This window comes from Streptomyces sp. NPDC051662, assembly GCF_040681655.1.
GTDB lineage: Bacteria > Actinomycetota > Actinomycetes > Streptomycetales > Streptomycetaceae > Streptomyces.
The window spans coordinates 39,934-53,508 of record NZ_JBFAZD010000036.1 but is presented as its reverse complement, the minus strand read 5'-3'; the positions used below and the strand labels follow the sequence as shown (position 1 = coordinate 53,508).

The window sequence follows — 13,575 nt, the reverse complement described above, 5'->3', positions numbered from 1 at the left end:
CGCTCGTCACACGGCCTCCTTCCGAGGTCAGGCTTTGAGCAGGTCCGCCGCGAGCTGGTCGATCCGTGTCCGCCAGGCGGCCAGGGCCGCGTCCGCGTCGACGCCCTCGGGACCTGTCTGGGTCAGCACCAGCCGGGCGCCGTGGCCCGTCCCCTCCCTCAGCTCCCAGGTGACCGACCCCGCCGGCTCCCAGGTGTAGGTGAGCGACTTCGGCGCCCGCACCTCCGTGACATGGCCTGCCGGGACATCCCCGGCGGTGAACCCGGCGGGGACGGGCAGGCCCGCCACCGGCTCGATACCGGCCGACACGACGTCCCAGACGGTCGCGACCGGCCGCACCAGCTGACGTTCCAGCCGGATCCGCGGAACGGTGGCGTCACCCTCGGCGGTCTCGGTGGTCCCACGACCGAGACCGAACCGCCGTACGTATGTCTCGTGCAGCTCGCCCGTGTCACGGCCGACGGTGACCGGGCCGCCGGCGAGCAGCTGGGCCAGGGCGGTGATACAGAGATGCCAGCCGGAGGCGAAGCTCGCCGCGCCCGGGAGGTCGTCGAAGGTGTGCACGAGCGTGAGCAGCGAGCCCTCGCCGTCGGGCGCGACGGACCAGCTCAGATGGTCGCCACCCCAGGTGAACGCGAAGAGCCGGGGCTCGTCGACGTCCGTGACGGTGCCGGTCATGCCCGGTCCGCTGACGCCGGGGAAGTGGAAGCCCATCGCGCCGCCGGGGGTGAGATCAACGGTCACCTCGGAGGGGAACCACTGGGCGAGAGCGGCGGGTTCGGTGAGCGCGGCCCAGACCCTCTCGGGAGGGTGCGGGAGCCTGCGCTCCATCCGCAGGGCGGTCCGGCCGTCGGCGGCGGTCATCAGCGTGTCGTCCTGCGAGATGTCGTGCCAGGTGTGGTCGTACGGGGTGCCGTCGTGCGGGTTCGTATTCATGAGGGATGTCCTCCATCGCGTCGAGACCTGCCGGACCCCGACGAGGCCGGCGTCGCGCAGTACCCGCAGATGCTGGCATAAGAGCGGGTGCCCAAGAGCGCTCCAGCGCGGCGCGGTGTCATGAAATTTCCGCCATACGCGGCGGTGATTACGCTCCGAATCTGGCCGGATCCGCGTCGTGACAGGACGTCAGTAAAGGCTTCATAGTTGGAAGTTCGGGCATTCCAGGGTCGTTTTCCACTCCCCCGGGAAATCGCTCCGCCACGGCGCCCGGAAGTACCCGCGCAACGTCACTGCAAAAGCACTGCGGCCCAGGCCATCAGGCCCACAGAACGGCGCAAGGAGAGCGGCCGTGCATGACGAATTCCTGTGCCATGTCACCGCGTACGGAATCTGCGGTGGACAGCGAATCGGCGTTCCGCTGGGAACATATCGCGCTCCCACTCTGGCACTTGCACTGTGGTGGTTGCGGGATCGCGCGACCTGGATCGCGGAACGGCTGGATCCCAGCCCGGAAAGCGAGCATTTTCCGGCCGCCGCACTCACTCCGGTGGCGCGAAGCGTGCCGGACGTACCGACGACACTCCGGAGCTGGCGGGACGACACGGCCCATCAGGACATGGTCGCCGAGCATTTGGCGGCCGGGCGTCTCATCCGTGTCGCCACCCGCGACGACACCACGGAATACGAGTTGCTGGCGGAATCGGTGGACGCGCTGCGTATGGACCGCGCGCTGCCGGCTCTGATCACACCGGAAGCCCTGCCGGAACCGCTTCGTCGGGAACGCCCACTGGTCGCCTCCGCGCCAGCCTCCGCCCATGAGTATCGAAGACACGGCGGCGGCCCCGGCCGGAGGACAGGGGGTGATGATTCCTTCGGGGACACCTTGGAGTTCGGCCGGGCATCCCGGTGAAGGGCGCGTTACGGGGGAATCCCGGGTTATCGGCGACGGCAGCGCCGGTCAGCGCCCGGGATTCTCTCCCTGCGCGATCTCGATATGGGTGTGCAGGTCGTTCGCCGCCCCCACGGCCGAGACGCCGGACAGCGTCAGGCACACCAGCACGGCGCCCGCGACGAGGCGGCGGGTCCTGGGCGTGAGCGTGGGCCGGCCGATCGCGCCGGTGCCGAGCAGCGCGGCGACCCGCCGGGGCACCGGGCCCGCGGTCGCCGCGAGTACGGTCCGGGGCCTGACCGACCCGGGCAGTCCCGGCCCACCGCGGGCGGCCAGCGCGGCGCGCCCGATCGCGCGGGCGGCGAGCCGCCGGTCGCCGACCGCCGCCGCGGCGGCCTCGTCGGCGGCGCGCTCCAGCGCGTAGCCGAGCGGCTCGCGCAGCGCGCGCAGGGCGGGGTGGCAGAGGGCGGCCAGTTCCACCACCACGAGCAGGACATGGTGACGGCCGCGCAGATGGGCGCGTTCATGGGCGAACAGCGCCTCGCGCTCGGGCGGTTCCAGAGCGCGCAGCATGCCCGTGGTGACGACGATCCGGCCGGGGCGCCCGGGCAGCGCGTACGCGTCGGGCCGGTCGTCCCGCACCACCGCCAGCTCGCCGTCCGTACCGCCGGTGACGGTCCTGGCCCGGCGCAGCTCCGCCCGGTCGCGCCGGGCCGCGGCGGTGAGCACCGCCGTACGCCACACCAGCAGAGCGCCGGCGACGAGCGCGAGCGCGATGGTCACAGGAGGCGGTCCGGCCGTCAGCGGCTGCGCGAGTTCACCGAGAACGGCGACGGCGGGCAGATACGACGCGCCCGGAACGACCAGCAGCACCAGGGCCGCCGAGCTGCTGACGGCCAGGATCAGCGCGGCGGCGGTGAGCAGCCGGGCCGCGTGGCGCGGCGGGAGGACGGCGGCGACCCGGCAGGCGGCGGGGGCCGCGAGGAACGGCATCAGCAGCGGGATCAGTACGAGGTAGGTCATCCGGCCTCTCCGCCGTCCAGCAGGGCGCGCAGCATGCGCTCGTCCTCGTCGTTGAGCTGGGAGACGAAACGAGCGAGCACCGCGCTGCGGTCCTCGTCCTTCGCCAGCTCGGAGTGCATACGGCGGGCGGTCAGCCCGGGGGCGTCCTCGGTCGGGGAGTACGCGTAGCCGCGCCCCGATCGGGTGCGCGTGACACTGCCCTTCTCGTACAGCCGGGACAGAATCGTGGTGACGGTGGTGCGGGCGAGCGATCCACCGAGCGCTTCCTGAACGCGTCCGGGCGTGAGCGGCTCCTCGGCCGCCCACAGCGCCGCGAGCACACCGGCTTCCAGCTCCCCCGCCGGCCGCCGCTCCGCGCCGTCGTCGCCCATGGGAACGCTCCTCCCGTTCTCTTCGTCTACAGTGAAGTAGACCGTCTACAGAACTGTAGTCGACCGGATCGTCGTCAGGACATCCCTGTCCATCCTCCGTCCACCATTATGGGAGCAGCCCTTCAATGGACGTATCCACCCTCGCGACGATGGCGCAGGCCGTGAACCCTCTCGACGCGGGATCACTGCTCTCCGCGTTCGGCGCCCTCGGCATCGCCTTCGTCCTCTTCGCCGAGACCGGCCTCCTCGTCGGCTTCTTCCTCCCCGGCGACTCGCTGCTCTTCACCGCGGGGCTGCTCTGTGTCTCCGGCGCGGACGGGACCGCGAGTCTCTCGCTCCCGCAGGTCCTGATCGCCTCGGTACTCGGGGCGTTGCTGGGCGCGCAGACCGGTTACTGGATCGGCCGGCGCGGCGGCCGGGCGCTGCTGGCGCGCAGCCGCGCCCGCAAGCTCCACGAGGGAGCGGCCCGCGCGGAGGAGCTGCTCGACCGGTACGGCCACGCGAAGGCCATCGTGCTCGCCCGCTTCGTCCCGGTCGTGCGCACCGTGCTGAACCCGCTGGCCGGCGCTCTGAACGTGCCGGCTCGTCTCTTCGCCCTCTGGCAGGTCCTCGGCGGCGTGGTCTGGACCGTGGGGCTCGTACTGGCCGGATACGCGCTCGGCTCGTCCGTACCCAATGTCGACCGCTATCTGCTGCCCATCGTCGCGGTGGTCGTGATCATCTCGCTCATTCCGCTGGCCCTGGAGGTAGTGCGCTCGCGCCGGGCGGGCACCTCGCCGGCCGGGTCCGGAGCCGCCGGGACCGGAGCCGCCGGGTCCGTGCACGATTCCCCGGAGGAGGCGCGTTGATGGCGAGCGCGCGGGTGGCGTACGCCACCGAGGACCGATGGTTCGACGAGGGTCTGTACAGGTCCGTGACCGGCCTGGCGGACCGCTCGCCCGGCCCGCTGGACACCGCCGTCTCCCTCTGGTCCACGTACGGTCTGCTCTTCTTCGGCGCGCTCCTGCTGGCCGCGTGGTGGCGCGCCCGACCGACGGCCGCGGCTCCGCGGCCCTCGGCGCGGCCCGTCATGGCGCTCGCCGCCCCCTTCGCGCTGATCCTGGCGTACGTCACCGGTCTGGCCCTCAAGTCGGTGATGCGGGAGCAACGGCCCTGTCAGACGCTGCACACGATCACCATCGAGGCGTGCCCTCCGCTGGGCGACTGGTCGCTGCCGAGCAACCACGCCGCGATCGCGGGGGCGGCGGCCGTCGCGTTGCTCTTCGTCGACCCCGCGCTCGCGGCGCTCGCGGTCCCGGCCGCGCTGCTGATGGCCGGATCACGGGTCTGGGTCGGGGCGCACTACCCGCACGACGTCGTCCTCGGGCTGCTGGTCGGGGCGGTGGTGGCCTGGGCGCTGATGAGTCTCGCGCGACGCACCGCTCCGCCGGCCGAACGGCTCCATGACACCCCGCTGCGCCCGCTGGTCGCCCGCCGGTGAGCCGTACGGCACCGCCGGTCCGCAGGGCCGTACGTACGGCGCCGCTGGCCGTCACCGCGCTCTGCGCCGCGGCCCTCGCCCTGCTGGCCGTCTTCGCGACCGCACGCGGCGGCGCCCCCTTCCCGCTGGACACGACCGCGCTCGACTGGTCGGTGAGGCACCGCTCGTCCCCCGCGGGCATCACGGCGGCGCGGGCCGTAACGGCCAGCGGCACCGGTCCGTACCCCTATCTCTGCGCCGTCGTGGCCGGGCTGCTCGCCGGCCGCGACCTACGGCACCGGCTACTGGCGGCGGCCGGCGCGCTGGTGTTCCTCCTCGCGGGACAGGCCGCCCGCTACGGCCTGCTCGCGGCGGCGGCGCGTCCCCGGCCGCCGAGGGCGGACTGGCTGACCCATGCCTCCGGTTTCGCGTTCCCCTCCGGACACACCACCACGTCGGCGATCGCGGCGGGTCTGCTGATCTGGGGCCTCGTCCGGTTCGGCCGCGGATCCGACGCGCTCCCCGGATGGCTGAGAGGGGTGCTCATCGCGCTCCTCGTCTGCTGGGCCGTCGCCGTGGGGCTGAGCCGGGTCTATCTCGGGGTGCACTGGGCGACGGATGTCATGGGCGGATGGCTCTTCGCCGCCACCTGGCTCGGCCTGGGCGCGTCCTTCATACCGCCGGGGCGGCCCGGACGGCCCCGACGGGCCCGAAAGTCGCATCCGTGAGCACCGGCCACGTCCACCGCCGACACGGCCGCCGGAACGGCCGATGAGTCTCGGACCCCGCGGGGGTCTACCTCTTCGAGAGCCCCACATCAAGGAAGGACGGCCGTCATGTTCGGCAACAGCAGAGCGTTCAGCGGATTCGCCGTGAACGACATCGAGAAGGCCAGGCACTTCTACGGGGAGACGCTGGGACTGAAGGTCGAAGAGCAGCACGGCCTGCTGCGTCTGCGCCTGGCGGGCGGCGCCGAGGTGCTCGTCTACCCGAAGCCCGACCACACCCCCGCGTCGTTCACGATTCTCAACTTCCCGGTGGACGACATCGACGCGGCGGTGGACGAACTGGGCCGCCGCGGTGTGACCTTCGAGCGCTACCCCGGTATGGAGGCCGACGACAGGGCCGTTTTCCGGGGCGGCGGCCCGTACATCGCGTGGTTCACGGACCCGGCGGGCAACATCCTGTCCGTGCTCCAGGACCGCTAGGACGTGTCGCCTACGTCGGACCTGTCCTCAGAGCGCGCGGTACATGATGTGCAGCCCGACATAGCCCTGCTCCGGGTGCAGGAAGCCCTCCGGGAGCGTGCCCACCACCTCGAAGCCGAGTGACCTGTACAGCTTCACCGCGTGCGTATTGGTCTCGACGACGGCGTTGAACTGCATCGCGCGGAACCCCGCCGTACGGGCCCAGTCGATCGTGTACGTACAGAGCGCCCTGCCCACCCCGCGCCCCGCGTGCGCCGGGTCGACCATGTAGCTCGCGCTCGCGATGTGCGAGCCGTTGCCCATATGGTTCCGGTTCATCTTCGCCGTGCCCAGGACCGTACCCGCGTCGTCCACGGCGACGACGGTACGGTTCGGGGGCGCGACGAGCCACATGTCACGCGCGTCGGTCTCACCGAGCCCGAGGGGGTAGGTGAAGGTCTCGCCGTCGGCGACGATCCGGTGGAAGAACGGCCAGATGGCGGCCCAGTCCTTGGCGGTGGCTTCCCTGATCAACATGCGGCCAGGATGCCCGTACGCGTCACGCGCCCGCCAACGCTTTACCCGCTCAGCCCTTGGTGGCGGCCACGGCCGACCGGAGTGGGGCACCCGCGTCGTGGAGGCTTCTGAGCGCCTGGCGGTAGGAGGTGAGGAGGCCGGTCTCCAGATAGTCGATCCCGAGTTCCTGGCAGTAGCGCCGGACGACCGGCTGCGCCCGGCGCAGATGCGGGGTCGGCATGCTCGGGAACAGATGGTGCTCGATCTGGTAGTTGAGCCCGCCCAGCGCGAGATCGGTGAACCAGCCGCCCCGCACATTGCGCGAGGTGAGGACCTGGCGCCGGAGGAAGTCGGGGCGGTCGTCGCCGGTCAGGGTGGGCATGCCCTTGTGATTGGGGGCGAAGATCGAGCCCAGATAGAGGCCGAACAGACACTGGTGAACAGCGAGGAAGGCCACGGCCTTGCCGGGCGGCAGGACCACGAACAGCGCGCCGAGGTAGAGCGCGAAGTGGGTGAAGAGCAACAGGCCCTCCAGGCGCCGCTGCTTCAGCGAACGGTCCGCCAGCGCCCGTACCCCGGCCACATGGAGATTGATGCCCTCCAGCGCGAGGAGCGGGAAGAACAGATAGGCCTGTGAGCCGCCGATCAGCCGGGGCAGCCCCTTGGCTTCGCGCGCCTGGCCGCGGGTCCACACCAGTACGTCGGGCTCGACGTCCGGATCCAGCTCCACATGGTTCGGATTGGCGTGGTGCCGGGAGTGCTTGTCCTGCCACCAGCCGTATCCCATGCCGATACCGAGATTCCCGGCGATCCGGCCGGCCCAGGCGCTCGACCGGCGCAGCCGGAACACCTGGCGATGGCCCACGTCATGCGCGACGAGAGCGACCTGTCCGAAGACGACGGCGAGGAACGCGGCGACGGCGAGCGTCCACCAGTTGTCGCCGAGGAGGGCGAAGGCCGCCCAGCCGGCCGCGTAGAGCACGGCGATGAGTGACATCCGCACCAGGTAATACCCGGGCCGCCGGCGCATCAGGCCGGCCGCGGTGATTTTCCTGGACAGGCAGGCGAAATCACTGCCGGCTTCCCGCCGCTTTTCGAGTAGCGCGGGTTCACCTGAGGGATGGATCGGCATTCAGCCTCGCCTTTCGGGTCGATCACGACCGTCTTGAGCCGGCTGTGTTGATTTCGTACACCGACCGGGAATGTTTTTCGAGTGTAACCGTCCGCCACCTCGAACGGCGGATACGGGCGCGGTCGGCATCGGTCCGATGGCACGGCCGGGTACCGTCCCGAAAAGACGGATAAGCAGAGGATAAGCGGAGAAGAGGCGAGTCGCTCGTGTTCGAAGCTGAGGACATCCGGGAGTACCGCGGCCACGATGTGGTCGATGGCGAGAAGCGGAAGATCGGCTCGCTGGAAGCCATCTATGTCGACACCGCCACGGACGCTCCGTCGTTCGCCACGGTCACGGTCGGTCTGCCCACGAAACGACGGCTCGTCTTTGTTCCGCTGGCCGAGGCCACCGTCGGGCCGAATTATCTGAAGATCCCGTGGGACCGGCAACTGGCCAAGAACGCCCCGTCGATCGATACCGACGGAGAACTGCTCGCCGAGGACGAACCGCTGATTTTCGCCCACTACGGACTGCCCTACTCGACCGGGGCGCAGGGCGAGCGCCGGCTCGGCCGCCGCTGAGAAAGCGGCGCGGAGCGCGGTGTGCGTACCGCGCCACGCGCCGCCGGGGCCGCCCGGGATCAGGCGAGGTTTTTCTCGATATTCGCCAGATACGCGGGCATGAAGTGGTCGCGAATTCCGTCGGAGGCGGGCGCGAACAGATCCGCGGTACGCCCCTTGATACGGTCCTTGAGCCCGTCGATCAACGGCATCCGGTCGTGGAGCCGGCCGTCGGCATCGAAATACCTGACGTGGTCCACATGGGTGAACACCGGCGCGGGCGGGACCTGCGGAACGATGTCGTTGTTATTGACGAAGCGGTGGGTACGGCCCTTCAGCGCGGTGTTGTGCGCGGCGGCGAGCAGCCGGTCGCAGGTGCGGGGCTGTCCGTACGTGTAGATGCCGTCGGCGAGGATCCTCGGCTCCTCGAAGCAGAGCCGGCCGCCGGCGAGCATGGCGAGGGCGCCGCCGAGGCTGTGCCCGGTGAACCACACCGTCTGTCCGCCGGTACGGAACGTCTCGATGGCGGAGCGTACGTCCGGATACACCGACGCGAGTGCCCGGTGGAAGCCGAAGTGGACGAAGCCCTTGTCGCCCGGCCCCGGCACCGGCGGGGTGTTGACATCGGTCAGCCAGTCACGGATCTCCTGCGGCTGGGTGCCGCGGAACGCGGTAATGATCATCCGGTCGCTCGCGGCGACATACGCCTGGGTGTCCTCCAGGGGGAACGGCAGTTCATGGCGGGCCTCGAAGTGCCGGAACCGGTCGAACCCCCAGTCGGCGAGGACGGCCCGCGCCTCGTCCTCGCCGCGGTAGGCGAGTTCCGCGGCCTTCGCCAGCCAGTAGGCATGGGCCAGTTGATAGCCGGTCGTCTGATGGTCGAGCGGGGCTACGGGCACGGCGAACCTCCGGGACGTACACGAACACGGGCGTGAGGTGACGCGTCCGATGATCGATCACTCTCCGGACGGGCCACCTCACCGTGTTCACCCACGCGGGCGGCGCGCGGGAGCGCTCGCGACGCACCGGCTCGCCACCCCGGCGCACGAACCGGACCCCGGCCGCCGTCGGCTCATGTCCTCGGCGTGCTCAGTCCGTCGGCGGCCGAGGTGGCCGAAACTCGACGATCATTCGTCCAATTGGTCTGGACCACATAGACGGTGACCGCTAGGGTCCCTGCCAGCCGACACCTCGTACCGAGCACCCCCCGACCGGCCCCACCCTGCCCCGCTCCCCCAGTCGGCTCCGTACCAAGGACCGAAGTACCGTGATCGATATCGTTGTCGTACTCCGGGCCGAGGACGCCGTCCTCGACTTCCTTTCCGTACTCACCGACGACGGCGGTGGCGAGACCCGGGTGATCCTCGCCGATCGCGCCGAGACGCTCGTCCTCGCCGCGGGCATGGAAGCGCCGGAACGCCTCGCCCTGATCGCGTCCCATGTCGGGCCCGTGACGGACGGCATCACCTCGCCGGGGCCAGAGGTACTCGCCACGCTCCTGCGCCGGGCGGCGGCCGGAGGGCCCTGCCGGATCTGGGCCCACTCCCCCGCGGACAACCGGCGCAGTCGCGGGCGTCTCGGCCGTGACACCGCCCTCGCCCGCGCCGCCGACGCCGAGGATTCCGGCGCCGGCCTCATGAGGACCGAGTTGCGGCATGCCGTCGGGTTCTCGCCGTACCTTCAGATCCTCAGCGATCTCGACCGTCCGCTGGGGCCGGAACACATCGCCGCCAAGCTGGACTTCGTCAATGGCTCGTGCGGGCATCTGCTGGCCGAGGCCGACCCCGAGTTCGTCGTACAGACACCGCGTGTCCCCGCCGTCGAGCGCTTCTTCGACACCGACCCCGAGCAGCGTGAGCGGCTGTTCGCGCTGCTCGCCAGCCTGGACGACGAGGCGGCGTCCGTGGTGGACCCCTGGGAGTTCGGCAGCTCGCGGTACGAGGCGCGACGGCTGGACGCCACCGCGGCCTGGGTACGGGAGCGCTGCGCCGACCTCGGCTCCGGCTCCGCGCTCGTGGAGGTGGGGGCCTGTGAGGGGGCGCTGACCCACCGGCTCGTCGCCGCCGGCTTCACCGTACGGGCCACCGAACCCAACGCGGTGTTCCGGTCCCGGCTCACCGCCGCGCTCGCCGGTACCGACGCGGTCACCGTGGATGGCGCCGATCTCGCCGAACTGGCCAAGGAAGACGCTCCCCGCGCCACCGCGCACCTGCTGATCGAAATGCTCTACTACGGCCAGGATCTGGGGCTCCTCGACGATCTGGCCACGGATCTCGTCTTCGTCGCGCTCGAACCCGACGCGCTGGCCTCGCGCGTACGCCCCTGGCTGGAGCGGTCCACCACCTGGCGGGCGGACGAGGAAACCGTTCTCGTGCCCCCGCAGTTGGAGACCGTCTGCGCGGGACGCGCCTATCTGAGCAAGCGCGGCAGCGTGGGACTGCTCCTGCGGCGTACGAACGGCTGACCGCCCGGGGAGACCGGAGATGGACGACATGTACGACCGCTGTGCCGGGCTGGGCTACCACTGCGAGTCCACCCATCAGATCCGCCGGATCACCGGCGACGACCGCGCGCACTTCTTCGACTGGCTCGATCTCGACTTCGAGTCCGTCATGGAGACGATCGCCGGTGACTTCGCCGATGTACTGCGGCCAGGGATGGTCGAACCGTTCAGCGACGGTCTCTGCGCGCTGGACCGGGGCTCCGACATCCGCTTCTTCCATGACTTCCGCCCCACCTCGGGCACGGCGCTCACGCAGTCCGACATCGACCGGCAATTCGACAGGGTGCGCGCCAAGTTCCGGGCGCTGGCCGACCGCTGGCGTACGCTCGCGCGGTCGTCGGCGTATGTGCTGTACGTCCACCACGACGCCTTCGACGAACTCACCGCGGCCGATCTGCGCAGGCTGCGGCTGGTCATCGCGACGGCGTATCCACGCCACCGGTTCGATCTGCTCTGGCTTCGCCGGACCCCGCCGTCGGACGGCGGCGCTCTCGGCCCCGGGATCAGCTGGGGCACGGTCGCGACCGCCCCGGGGCGGTGGGAGGGCGACGACGCCGAGTGGGACGCCGCCTTCCGCGATCTCCGCTTCGCCTCGCCCCCGCCGTCGACGGAGCCATCCGTATCGCGCGAAGCCTTCACGACGCCCGTACCGTCCGTCACCGACAGGAGCACGTCCGTATGACACCGCCCCCGCCCGCCACCGTGATCCTCTCCCCGCACTTCGACGACGCCGCGCTGTCACTCGCGGGTCTGATCCCCACGCTCGACTCGCCCGTCACCGTCGTGACCGTCTACGGCGGCGCGCCATGTCCTGGACAGGAGGTCTCCTGGTGGGACAGCACCTGCGGGTTCTCATCCGGCGGCGAGGCACATCTCGCCCGGGTGGCGGAGGACACCCGGGCCTGTGCGCTGCTCGGTGTCGAGCGGGTCGTCCTGGGACATCCTGACGGTCCCTACGGGGACGGCGGACCGCTCCACGAGATCGACACGTATCTCGCCGATCTCGCCCCCGACACACGGCTGCTGCTTCCCCTGGGCACCAACCAGGCCGATCACACGAAGGTACGCGACCGTGCGCTGCGGGTCCTCGGCGAACTCGGCAGGCCGCTCCCCCTCGTCTACGCCGACCTCCCCTATACGGGCCATCTCAAGGAGTGGGGCGGCCCGGAGACCGACGCGGCCCTCGTCGGGGACGAGCACTTCGGATCCGCCTATCGGTACCTCGCGAGCCGCTACCGGACACGGGCCGTGCACGATCTGACCCTGTCCGACGAGCAGTGGGCGGCCAAGCGCGCGGTGGTGCTCTGCTACGCCTCGCAGCTGGCGCCGCTCGCCATCGACCACGGAACGGTGATGGCCCGGGGCGGGCCGCTGCGTGCCGAACGTGTCTGGGCTCTGGAGGAGGCCGCGTCCCCTGGAGAGCCCGGGTAGGGCGGTTCTTCGAAGTCCCGCCCGCGGCCTGTCCGCGTGGACAGGACCGGGCGGGGCACGCGACACCCATCCGGGGGGCCGAGCACGGCCCCGGCGCCCCCGGCGGGTAGTAGACGACCTATGACCCGCAAGCGTTCCGGTGCGACGGAGCACAGACACCGGTTCAAGAGCCTGTATCGCTCGATCGCCATGTCTGCCGCCGTGCTCGCCTGGAACCGCGGGCGTGAGATGGAGCTGATGCACCGGGCGATGAGCTTCGCCGCGCTCGGATTTCTCACTCTTGTGCCCCTGTTGATCCTCGTCGCCGCGGCCGACCCGGCGAGCGGTCAGGGCTTCGCCCGCTGGCTGGGGCAGGGGCTGGGGGTGTCGTCCTCCGCGCAGGCGGAGATCCAGCAGTTGTTCGGCAGGCCGGGTCAGGCGTTGCAGCGTACGACGGCCTTCGGGCTCGCCGCGCTCGCCGTGTTCGGGCTGACGTTCGGATCCGCCGTACAGACCGGTTACGAGCGGGTCTGGGAGCTGCCGACGGCGCGCTGGCACACCATGTGGCGCCATGTCCTGTGGCTGGCGGGGCTCGTTGTCTTCCTGCTGGCCTTCGTCAACACACCCGTCACCTCCGAGTCCGTCGTCGAGATCGTGTTCGCCACCCTGGGCGATCTGATCGGGACGTGCCTCTTCTTCTGGTGGTCGCAGCGGGTGCTCCTGGCCGGCCGCGTCCGCTGGCCGGCGCTCCTGCCGGGCGCCGTCGCGACCGCGCTGGGGCTGCTCGGGCTGCGGGTGTTCTCGCGCGTCGTCTTCTCCCCGCTGATCGCCGCGAACGCGGTCACCTATGGCCCGTTCGGAACGGTTCTGGTCATCCAGTCCTGGCTGGTCGGCGTGGGCTTCGTCGTCTACGGCGGCGCGCTGGTGGGCCGTCTCTTCCATGAGCACCGCACGCACAAGCGGATCCAGAGCTGTATCGACGCGGACGACGAGCCCGATCGCGGCGGAGGAACGGACCGGCCGGGAGAGGCCGGGGGCTCCTGAGGGGCGTGCCGTACGGGGGACGGCACGCCCCGGTCCATGACCGTCAGAGGTCGAACTCGCTCGGCGCGATACCGACCGCGAAACAGGCCTCGCGGACGACCGCGCGCTCGCTCTCGTCGAAGTCGCCGTCGGCGCCGCCGATGACGATGCCGATCTGGATGACCGCACGGGCCTCGGTGGGCTTCTTGGCGACCTTGCCGATGGTCTGCAACACGCCGACCTTGCCGAAGTCGAAGTCGGCGGTCAGCTTCTGGCAGTAGTCGTTGAAGCGCGTCTGCAGATCGCTCGCGGGGAAGTTCTGCAGTACGTCGTTGGTCATGATCAGCGAGGCGACGCGCTGGCGCTCGGACGGGTCGATGGATCCGTCGGCCGCCGCGACCAGGGCGCACATCGCCATGCTGGCGTCACGGAAGGCGCCGCTCTTGAGATCGTTCTTCTTCGCGTTCAGCTGCGTCTGCATCGACGCGGCGGAATCCTTGATGCGGTCCCACAGGGCCACGTGGAGTCTCCTGGGTAGTGAGTGGCGGGGGTGATGGATGCCGGACGGGATGTCCGGGGCA

The 13,575-nt window shown here is 70.6% G+C and carries 16 protein-coding genes and 1 pseudogene; 10 read left to right on the top strand and 7 right to left on the bottom strand.

Annotation, left to right across the window (positions count from 1 at the left end; translation table 11 throughout):
- Nucleotides 1-27: 27 nt before the first annotated feature.
- Nucleotides 28-936, bottom strand: a complete 909-nt coding sequence (locus AB0M67_RS36935; RefSeq protein WP_365751993.1) for an SRPBCC family protein — start codon at nucleotides 934-936, stop codon at nucleotides 28-30.
- Between the two features lie 352 nt (nucleotides 937-1,288).
- Here AB0M67_RS36935 and AB0M67_RS36930 point away from each other — a divergent pair.
- A pseudogene (locus AB0M67_RS36930) lies at nucleotides 1,289-1,696 on the top strand (hypothetical protein); the annotation flags it as partial.
- Between the two features lie 201 nt (nucleotides 1,697-1,897).
- On the opposite strand, the gene AB0M67_RS36925 reads toward AB0M67_RS36930, so the two are convergent.
- Together AB0M67_RS36925 and AB0M67_RS36920 are read right to left on the bottom strand one after the other, a co-directional pair.
- Nucleotides 1,898-2,851, bottom strand: a complete 954-nt coding sequence (locus tag AB0M67_RS36925; protein WP_365751992.1) for a M56 family metallopeptidase — start codon at nucleotides 2,849-2,851, stop codon at nucleotides 1,898-1,900.
- Complete coding sequence (locus tag AB0M67_RS36920; protein ID WP_365751991.1) at nucleotides 2,848-3,222, bottom strand: BlaI/MecI/CopY family transcriptional regulator; 375 nt, start codon at nucleotides 3,220-3,222, stop codon at nucleotides 2,848-2,850. Before AB0M67_RS36920 ends, AB0M67_RS36925 begins: the two co-directional genes overlap by 4 nt.
- 125 nt (nucleotides 3,223-3,347) lie before the next feature.
- Between AB0M67_RS36920 and AB0M67_RS36915 the strand changes: the two genes are divergently transcribed.
- The 4 genes from AB0M67_RS36915 to AB0M67_RS36900 all read left to right on the top strand — a co-directional run bounded on the left by AB0M67_RS36915 (nucleotide 3,348) and on the right by AB0M67_RS36900 (nucleotide 5,889).
- Nucleotides 3,348-4,070, top strand: a complete 723-nt coding sequence (locus AB0M67_RS36915; RefSeq protein ID WP_365751990.1) for a DedA family protein — start codon at nucleotides 3,348-3,350, stop codon at nucleotides 4,068-4,070.
- Nucleotides 4,070-4,702, top strand: coding sequence for a phosphatase PAP2 family protein (locus AB0M67_RS36910; protein WP_365751989.1), 633 nt, complete (start codon nucleotides 4,070-4,072; stop codon nucleotides 4,700-4,702). The genes AB0M67_RS36915 and AB0M67_RS36910 overlap by 1 nt, the downstream gene beginning before the upstream one ends.
- The gene (locus AB0M67_RS36905; RefSeq protein ID WP_365751988.1) at nucleotides 4,699-5,409 is read left to right on the top strand and encodes a phosphatase PAP2 family protein; all 711 of its coding nucleotides are present in this window, start codon (nucleotides 4,699-4,701) and stop codon (nucleotides 5,407-5,409) included. Before AB0M67_RS36910 ends, AB0M67_RS36905 begins: the two co-directional genes overlap by 4 nt.
- Nucleotides 5,410-5,517: 108 nt before the next feature.
- The gene (locus tag AB0M67_RS36900; protein WP_365751987.1) at nucleotides 5,518-5,889 is read left to right on the top strand and encodes a VOC family protein; all 372 of its coding nucleotides are present in this window, start codon (nucleotides 5,518-5,520) and stop codon (nucleotides 5,887-5,889) included.
- Nucleotides 5,890-5,916: 27 nt separating this feature from the next.
- On the opposite strand, the gene AB0M67_RS36895 is transcribed toward AB0M67_RS36900, so the two are convergent.
- Entirely contained in the window at nucleotides 5,917-6,405 is a 489-nt protein-coding gene (locus tag AB0M67_RS36895) for a GNAT family N-acetyltransferase (RefSeq protein ID WP_365751986.1), read from the bottom strand.
- Between the two features lie 49 nt (nucleotides 6,406-6,454).
- Complete coding sequence (locus AB0M67_RS36890) at nucleotides 6,455-7,516, bottom strand: acyl-CoA desaturase (RefSeq protein ID WP_365751985.1); 1,062 nt, start codon at nucleotides 7,514-7,516, stop codon at nucleotides 6,455-6,457.
- 206 nt (nucleotides 7,517-7,722) lie between these two features.
- On the opposite strand from AB0M67_RS36890, the gene AB0M67_RS36885 reads away from it, so the two are divergent.
- Nucleotides 7,723-8,079: a PRC-barrel domain-containing protein gene (locus AB0M67_RS36885; protein ID WP_365751984.1), complete on the top strand. Its 357-nt coding sequence runs from the start codon at nucleotides 7,723-7,725 to the stop codon at nucleotides 8,077-8,079.
- A gap of 59 nt (nucleotides 8,080-8,138) precedes the next feature.
- On the opposite strand, the gene AB0M67_RS36880 is transcribed toward AB0M67_RS36885, so the two are convergent.
- Nucleotides 8,139-8,957 (bottom strand): lipase family protein, encoded by an 819-nt coding sequence (locus AB0M67_RS36880; RefSeq protein WP_365751983.1) that lies wholly within the window; start codon nucleotides 8,955-8,957, stop codon nucleotides 8,139-8,141.
- 368 nt (nucleotides 8,958-9,325) lie between these two features.
- On the opposite strand from AB0M67_RS36880, the gene AB0M67_RS36875 reads away from it, so the two are divergent.
- The 4 genes from AB0M67_RS36875 to AB0M67_RS36860 all read left to right on the top strand — a co-directional run bounded on the left by AB0M67_RS36875 (nucleotide 9,326) and on the right by AB0M67_RS36860 (nucleotide 13,015).
- Complete coding sequence (locus AB0M67_RS36875; protein ID WP_365751982.1) at nucleotides 9,326-10,522, top strand: hypothetical protein; 1,197 nt, start codon at nucleotides 9,326-9,328, stop codon at nucleotides 10,520-10,522.
- 28 nt (nucleotides 10,523-10,550) lie between these two features.
- The gene (locus AB0M67_RS36870) at nucleotides 10,551-11,243 is read left to right on the top strand and encodes a DUF1796 family putative cysteine peptidase (RefSeq protein WP_365752017.1); all 693 of its coding nucleotides are present in this window, start codon (nucleotides 10,551-10,553) and stop codon (nucleotides 11,241-11,243) included.
- Nucleotides 11,240-11,992: a PIG-L family deacetylase gene (locus tag AB0M67_RS36865; protein ID WP_365751981.1), complete on the top strand. Its 753-nt coding sequence runs from the start codon at nucleotides 11,240-11,242 to the stop codon at nucleotides 11,990-11,992. The genes AB0M67_RS36870 and AB0M67_RS36865 overlap by 4 nt, the downstream gene beginning before the upstream one ends.
- 189 nt (nucleotides 11,993-12,181) lie before the next feature.
- Nucleotides 12,182-13,015 (top strand): YhjD/YihY/BrkB family envelope integrity protein, encoded by an 834-nt coding sequence (locus tag AB0M67_RS36860; protein ID WP_365752016.1) that lies wholly within the window; start codon nucleotides 12,182-12,184, stop codon nucleotides 13,013-13,015.
- 43 nt (nucleotides 13,016-13,058) lie between these two features.
- On the opposite strand, the gene AB0M67_RS36855 is transcribed toward AB0M67_RS36860, so the two are convergent.
- Complete coding sequence (locus AB0M67_RS36855; RefSeq protein WP_365751980.1) at nucleotides 13,059-13,514, bottom strand: TerB family tellurite resistance protein; 456 nt, start codon at nucleotides 13,512-13,514, stop codon at nucleotides 13,059-13,061.
- Nucleotides 13,515-13,575 lie beyond the last annotated feature (61 nt).

What these genes read in the sequence shown, in the direction of transcription:
- AB0M67_RS36935 (WP_365751993.1), bottom strand. Translation starts at nt 936, where the DNA reads ATGAATACGAACCCGCACGACGGCACCCCGTACGACCACACCTGGCAC.
- AB0M67_RS36925 (WP_365751992.1), bottom strand. Translation starts at nt 2,851, where the DNA reads ATGACCTACCTCGTACTGATCCCGCTGCTGATGCCGTTCCTCGCGGCC.
- AB0M67_RS36920 (WP_365751991.1), bottom strand. Translation starts at nt 3,222, where the DNA reads ATGGGCGACGACGGCGCGGAGCGGCGGCCGGCGGGGGAGCTGGAAGCC.
- AB0M67_RS36915 (WP_365751990.1), top strand. Translation starts at nt 3,348, where the DNA reads ATGGACGTATCCACCCTCGCGACGATGGCGCAGGCCGTGAACCCTCTC.
- AB0M67_RS36910 (WP_365751989.1), top strand. Translation starts at nt 4,070, where the DNA reads ATGGCGAGCGCGCGGGTGGCGTACGCCACCGAGGACCGATGGTTCGAC.
- AB0M67_RS36900 (WP_365751987.1), top strand. Translation starts at nt 5,518, where the DNA reads ATGTTCGGCAACAGCAGAGCGTTCAGCGGATTCGCCGTGAACGACATC.
- AB0M67_RS36895 (WP_365751986.1), bottom strand. Translation starts at nt 6,405, where the DNA reads ATGTTGATCAGGGAAGCCACCGCCAAGGACTGGGCCGCCATCTGGCCG.
- AB0M67_RS36890 (WP_365751985.1), bottom strand. Translation starts at nt 7,516, where the DNA reads ATGCCGATCCATCCCTCAGGTGAACCCGCGCTACTCGAAAAGCGGCGG.
- AB0M67_RS36870 (WP_365752017.1), top strand. Translation starts at nt 10,551, where the DNA reads ATGTACGACCGCTGTGCCGGGCTGGGCTACCACTGCGAGTCCACCCAT.
- AB0M67_RS36865 (WP_365751981.1), top strand. Translation starts at nt 11,240, where the DNA reads ATGACACCGCCCCCGCCCGCCACCGTGATCCTCTCCCCGCACTTCGAC.
- AB0M67_RS36860 (WP_365752016.1), top strand. Translation starts at nt 12,182, where the DNA reads ATGTCTGCCGCCGTGCTCGCCTGGAACCGCGGGCGTGAGATGGAGCTG.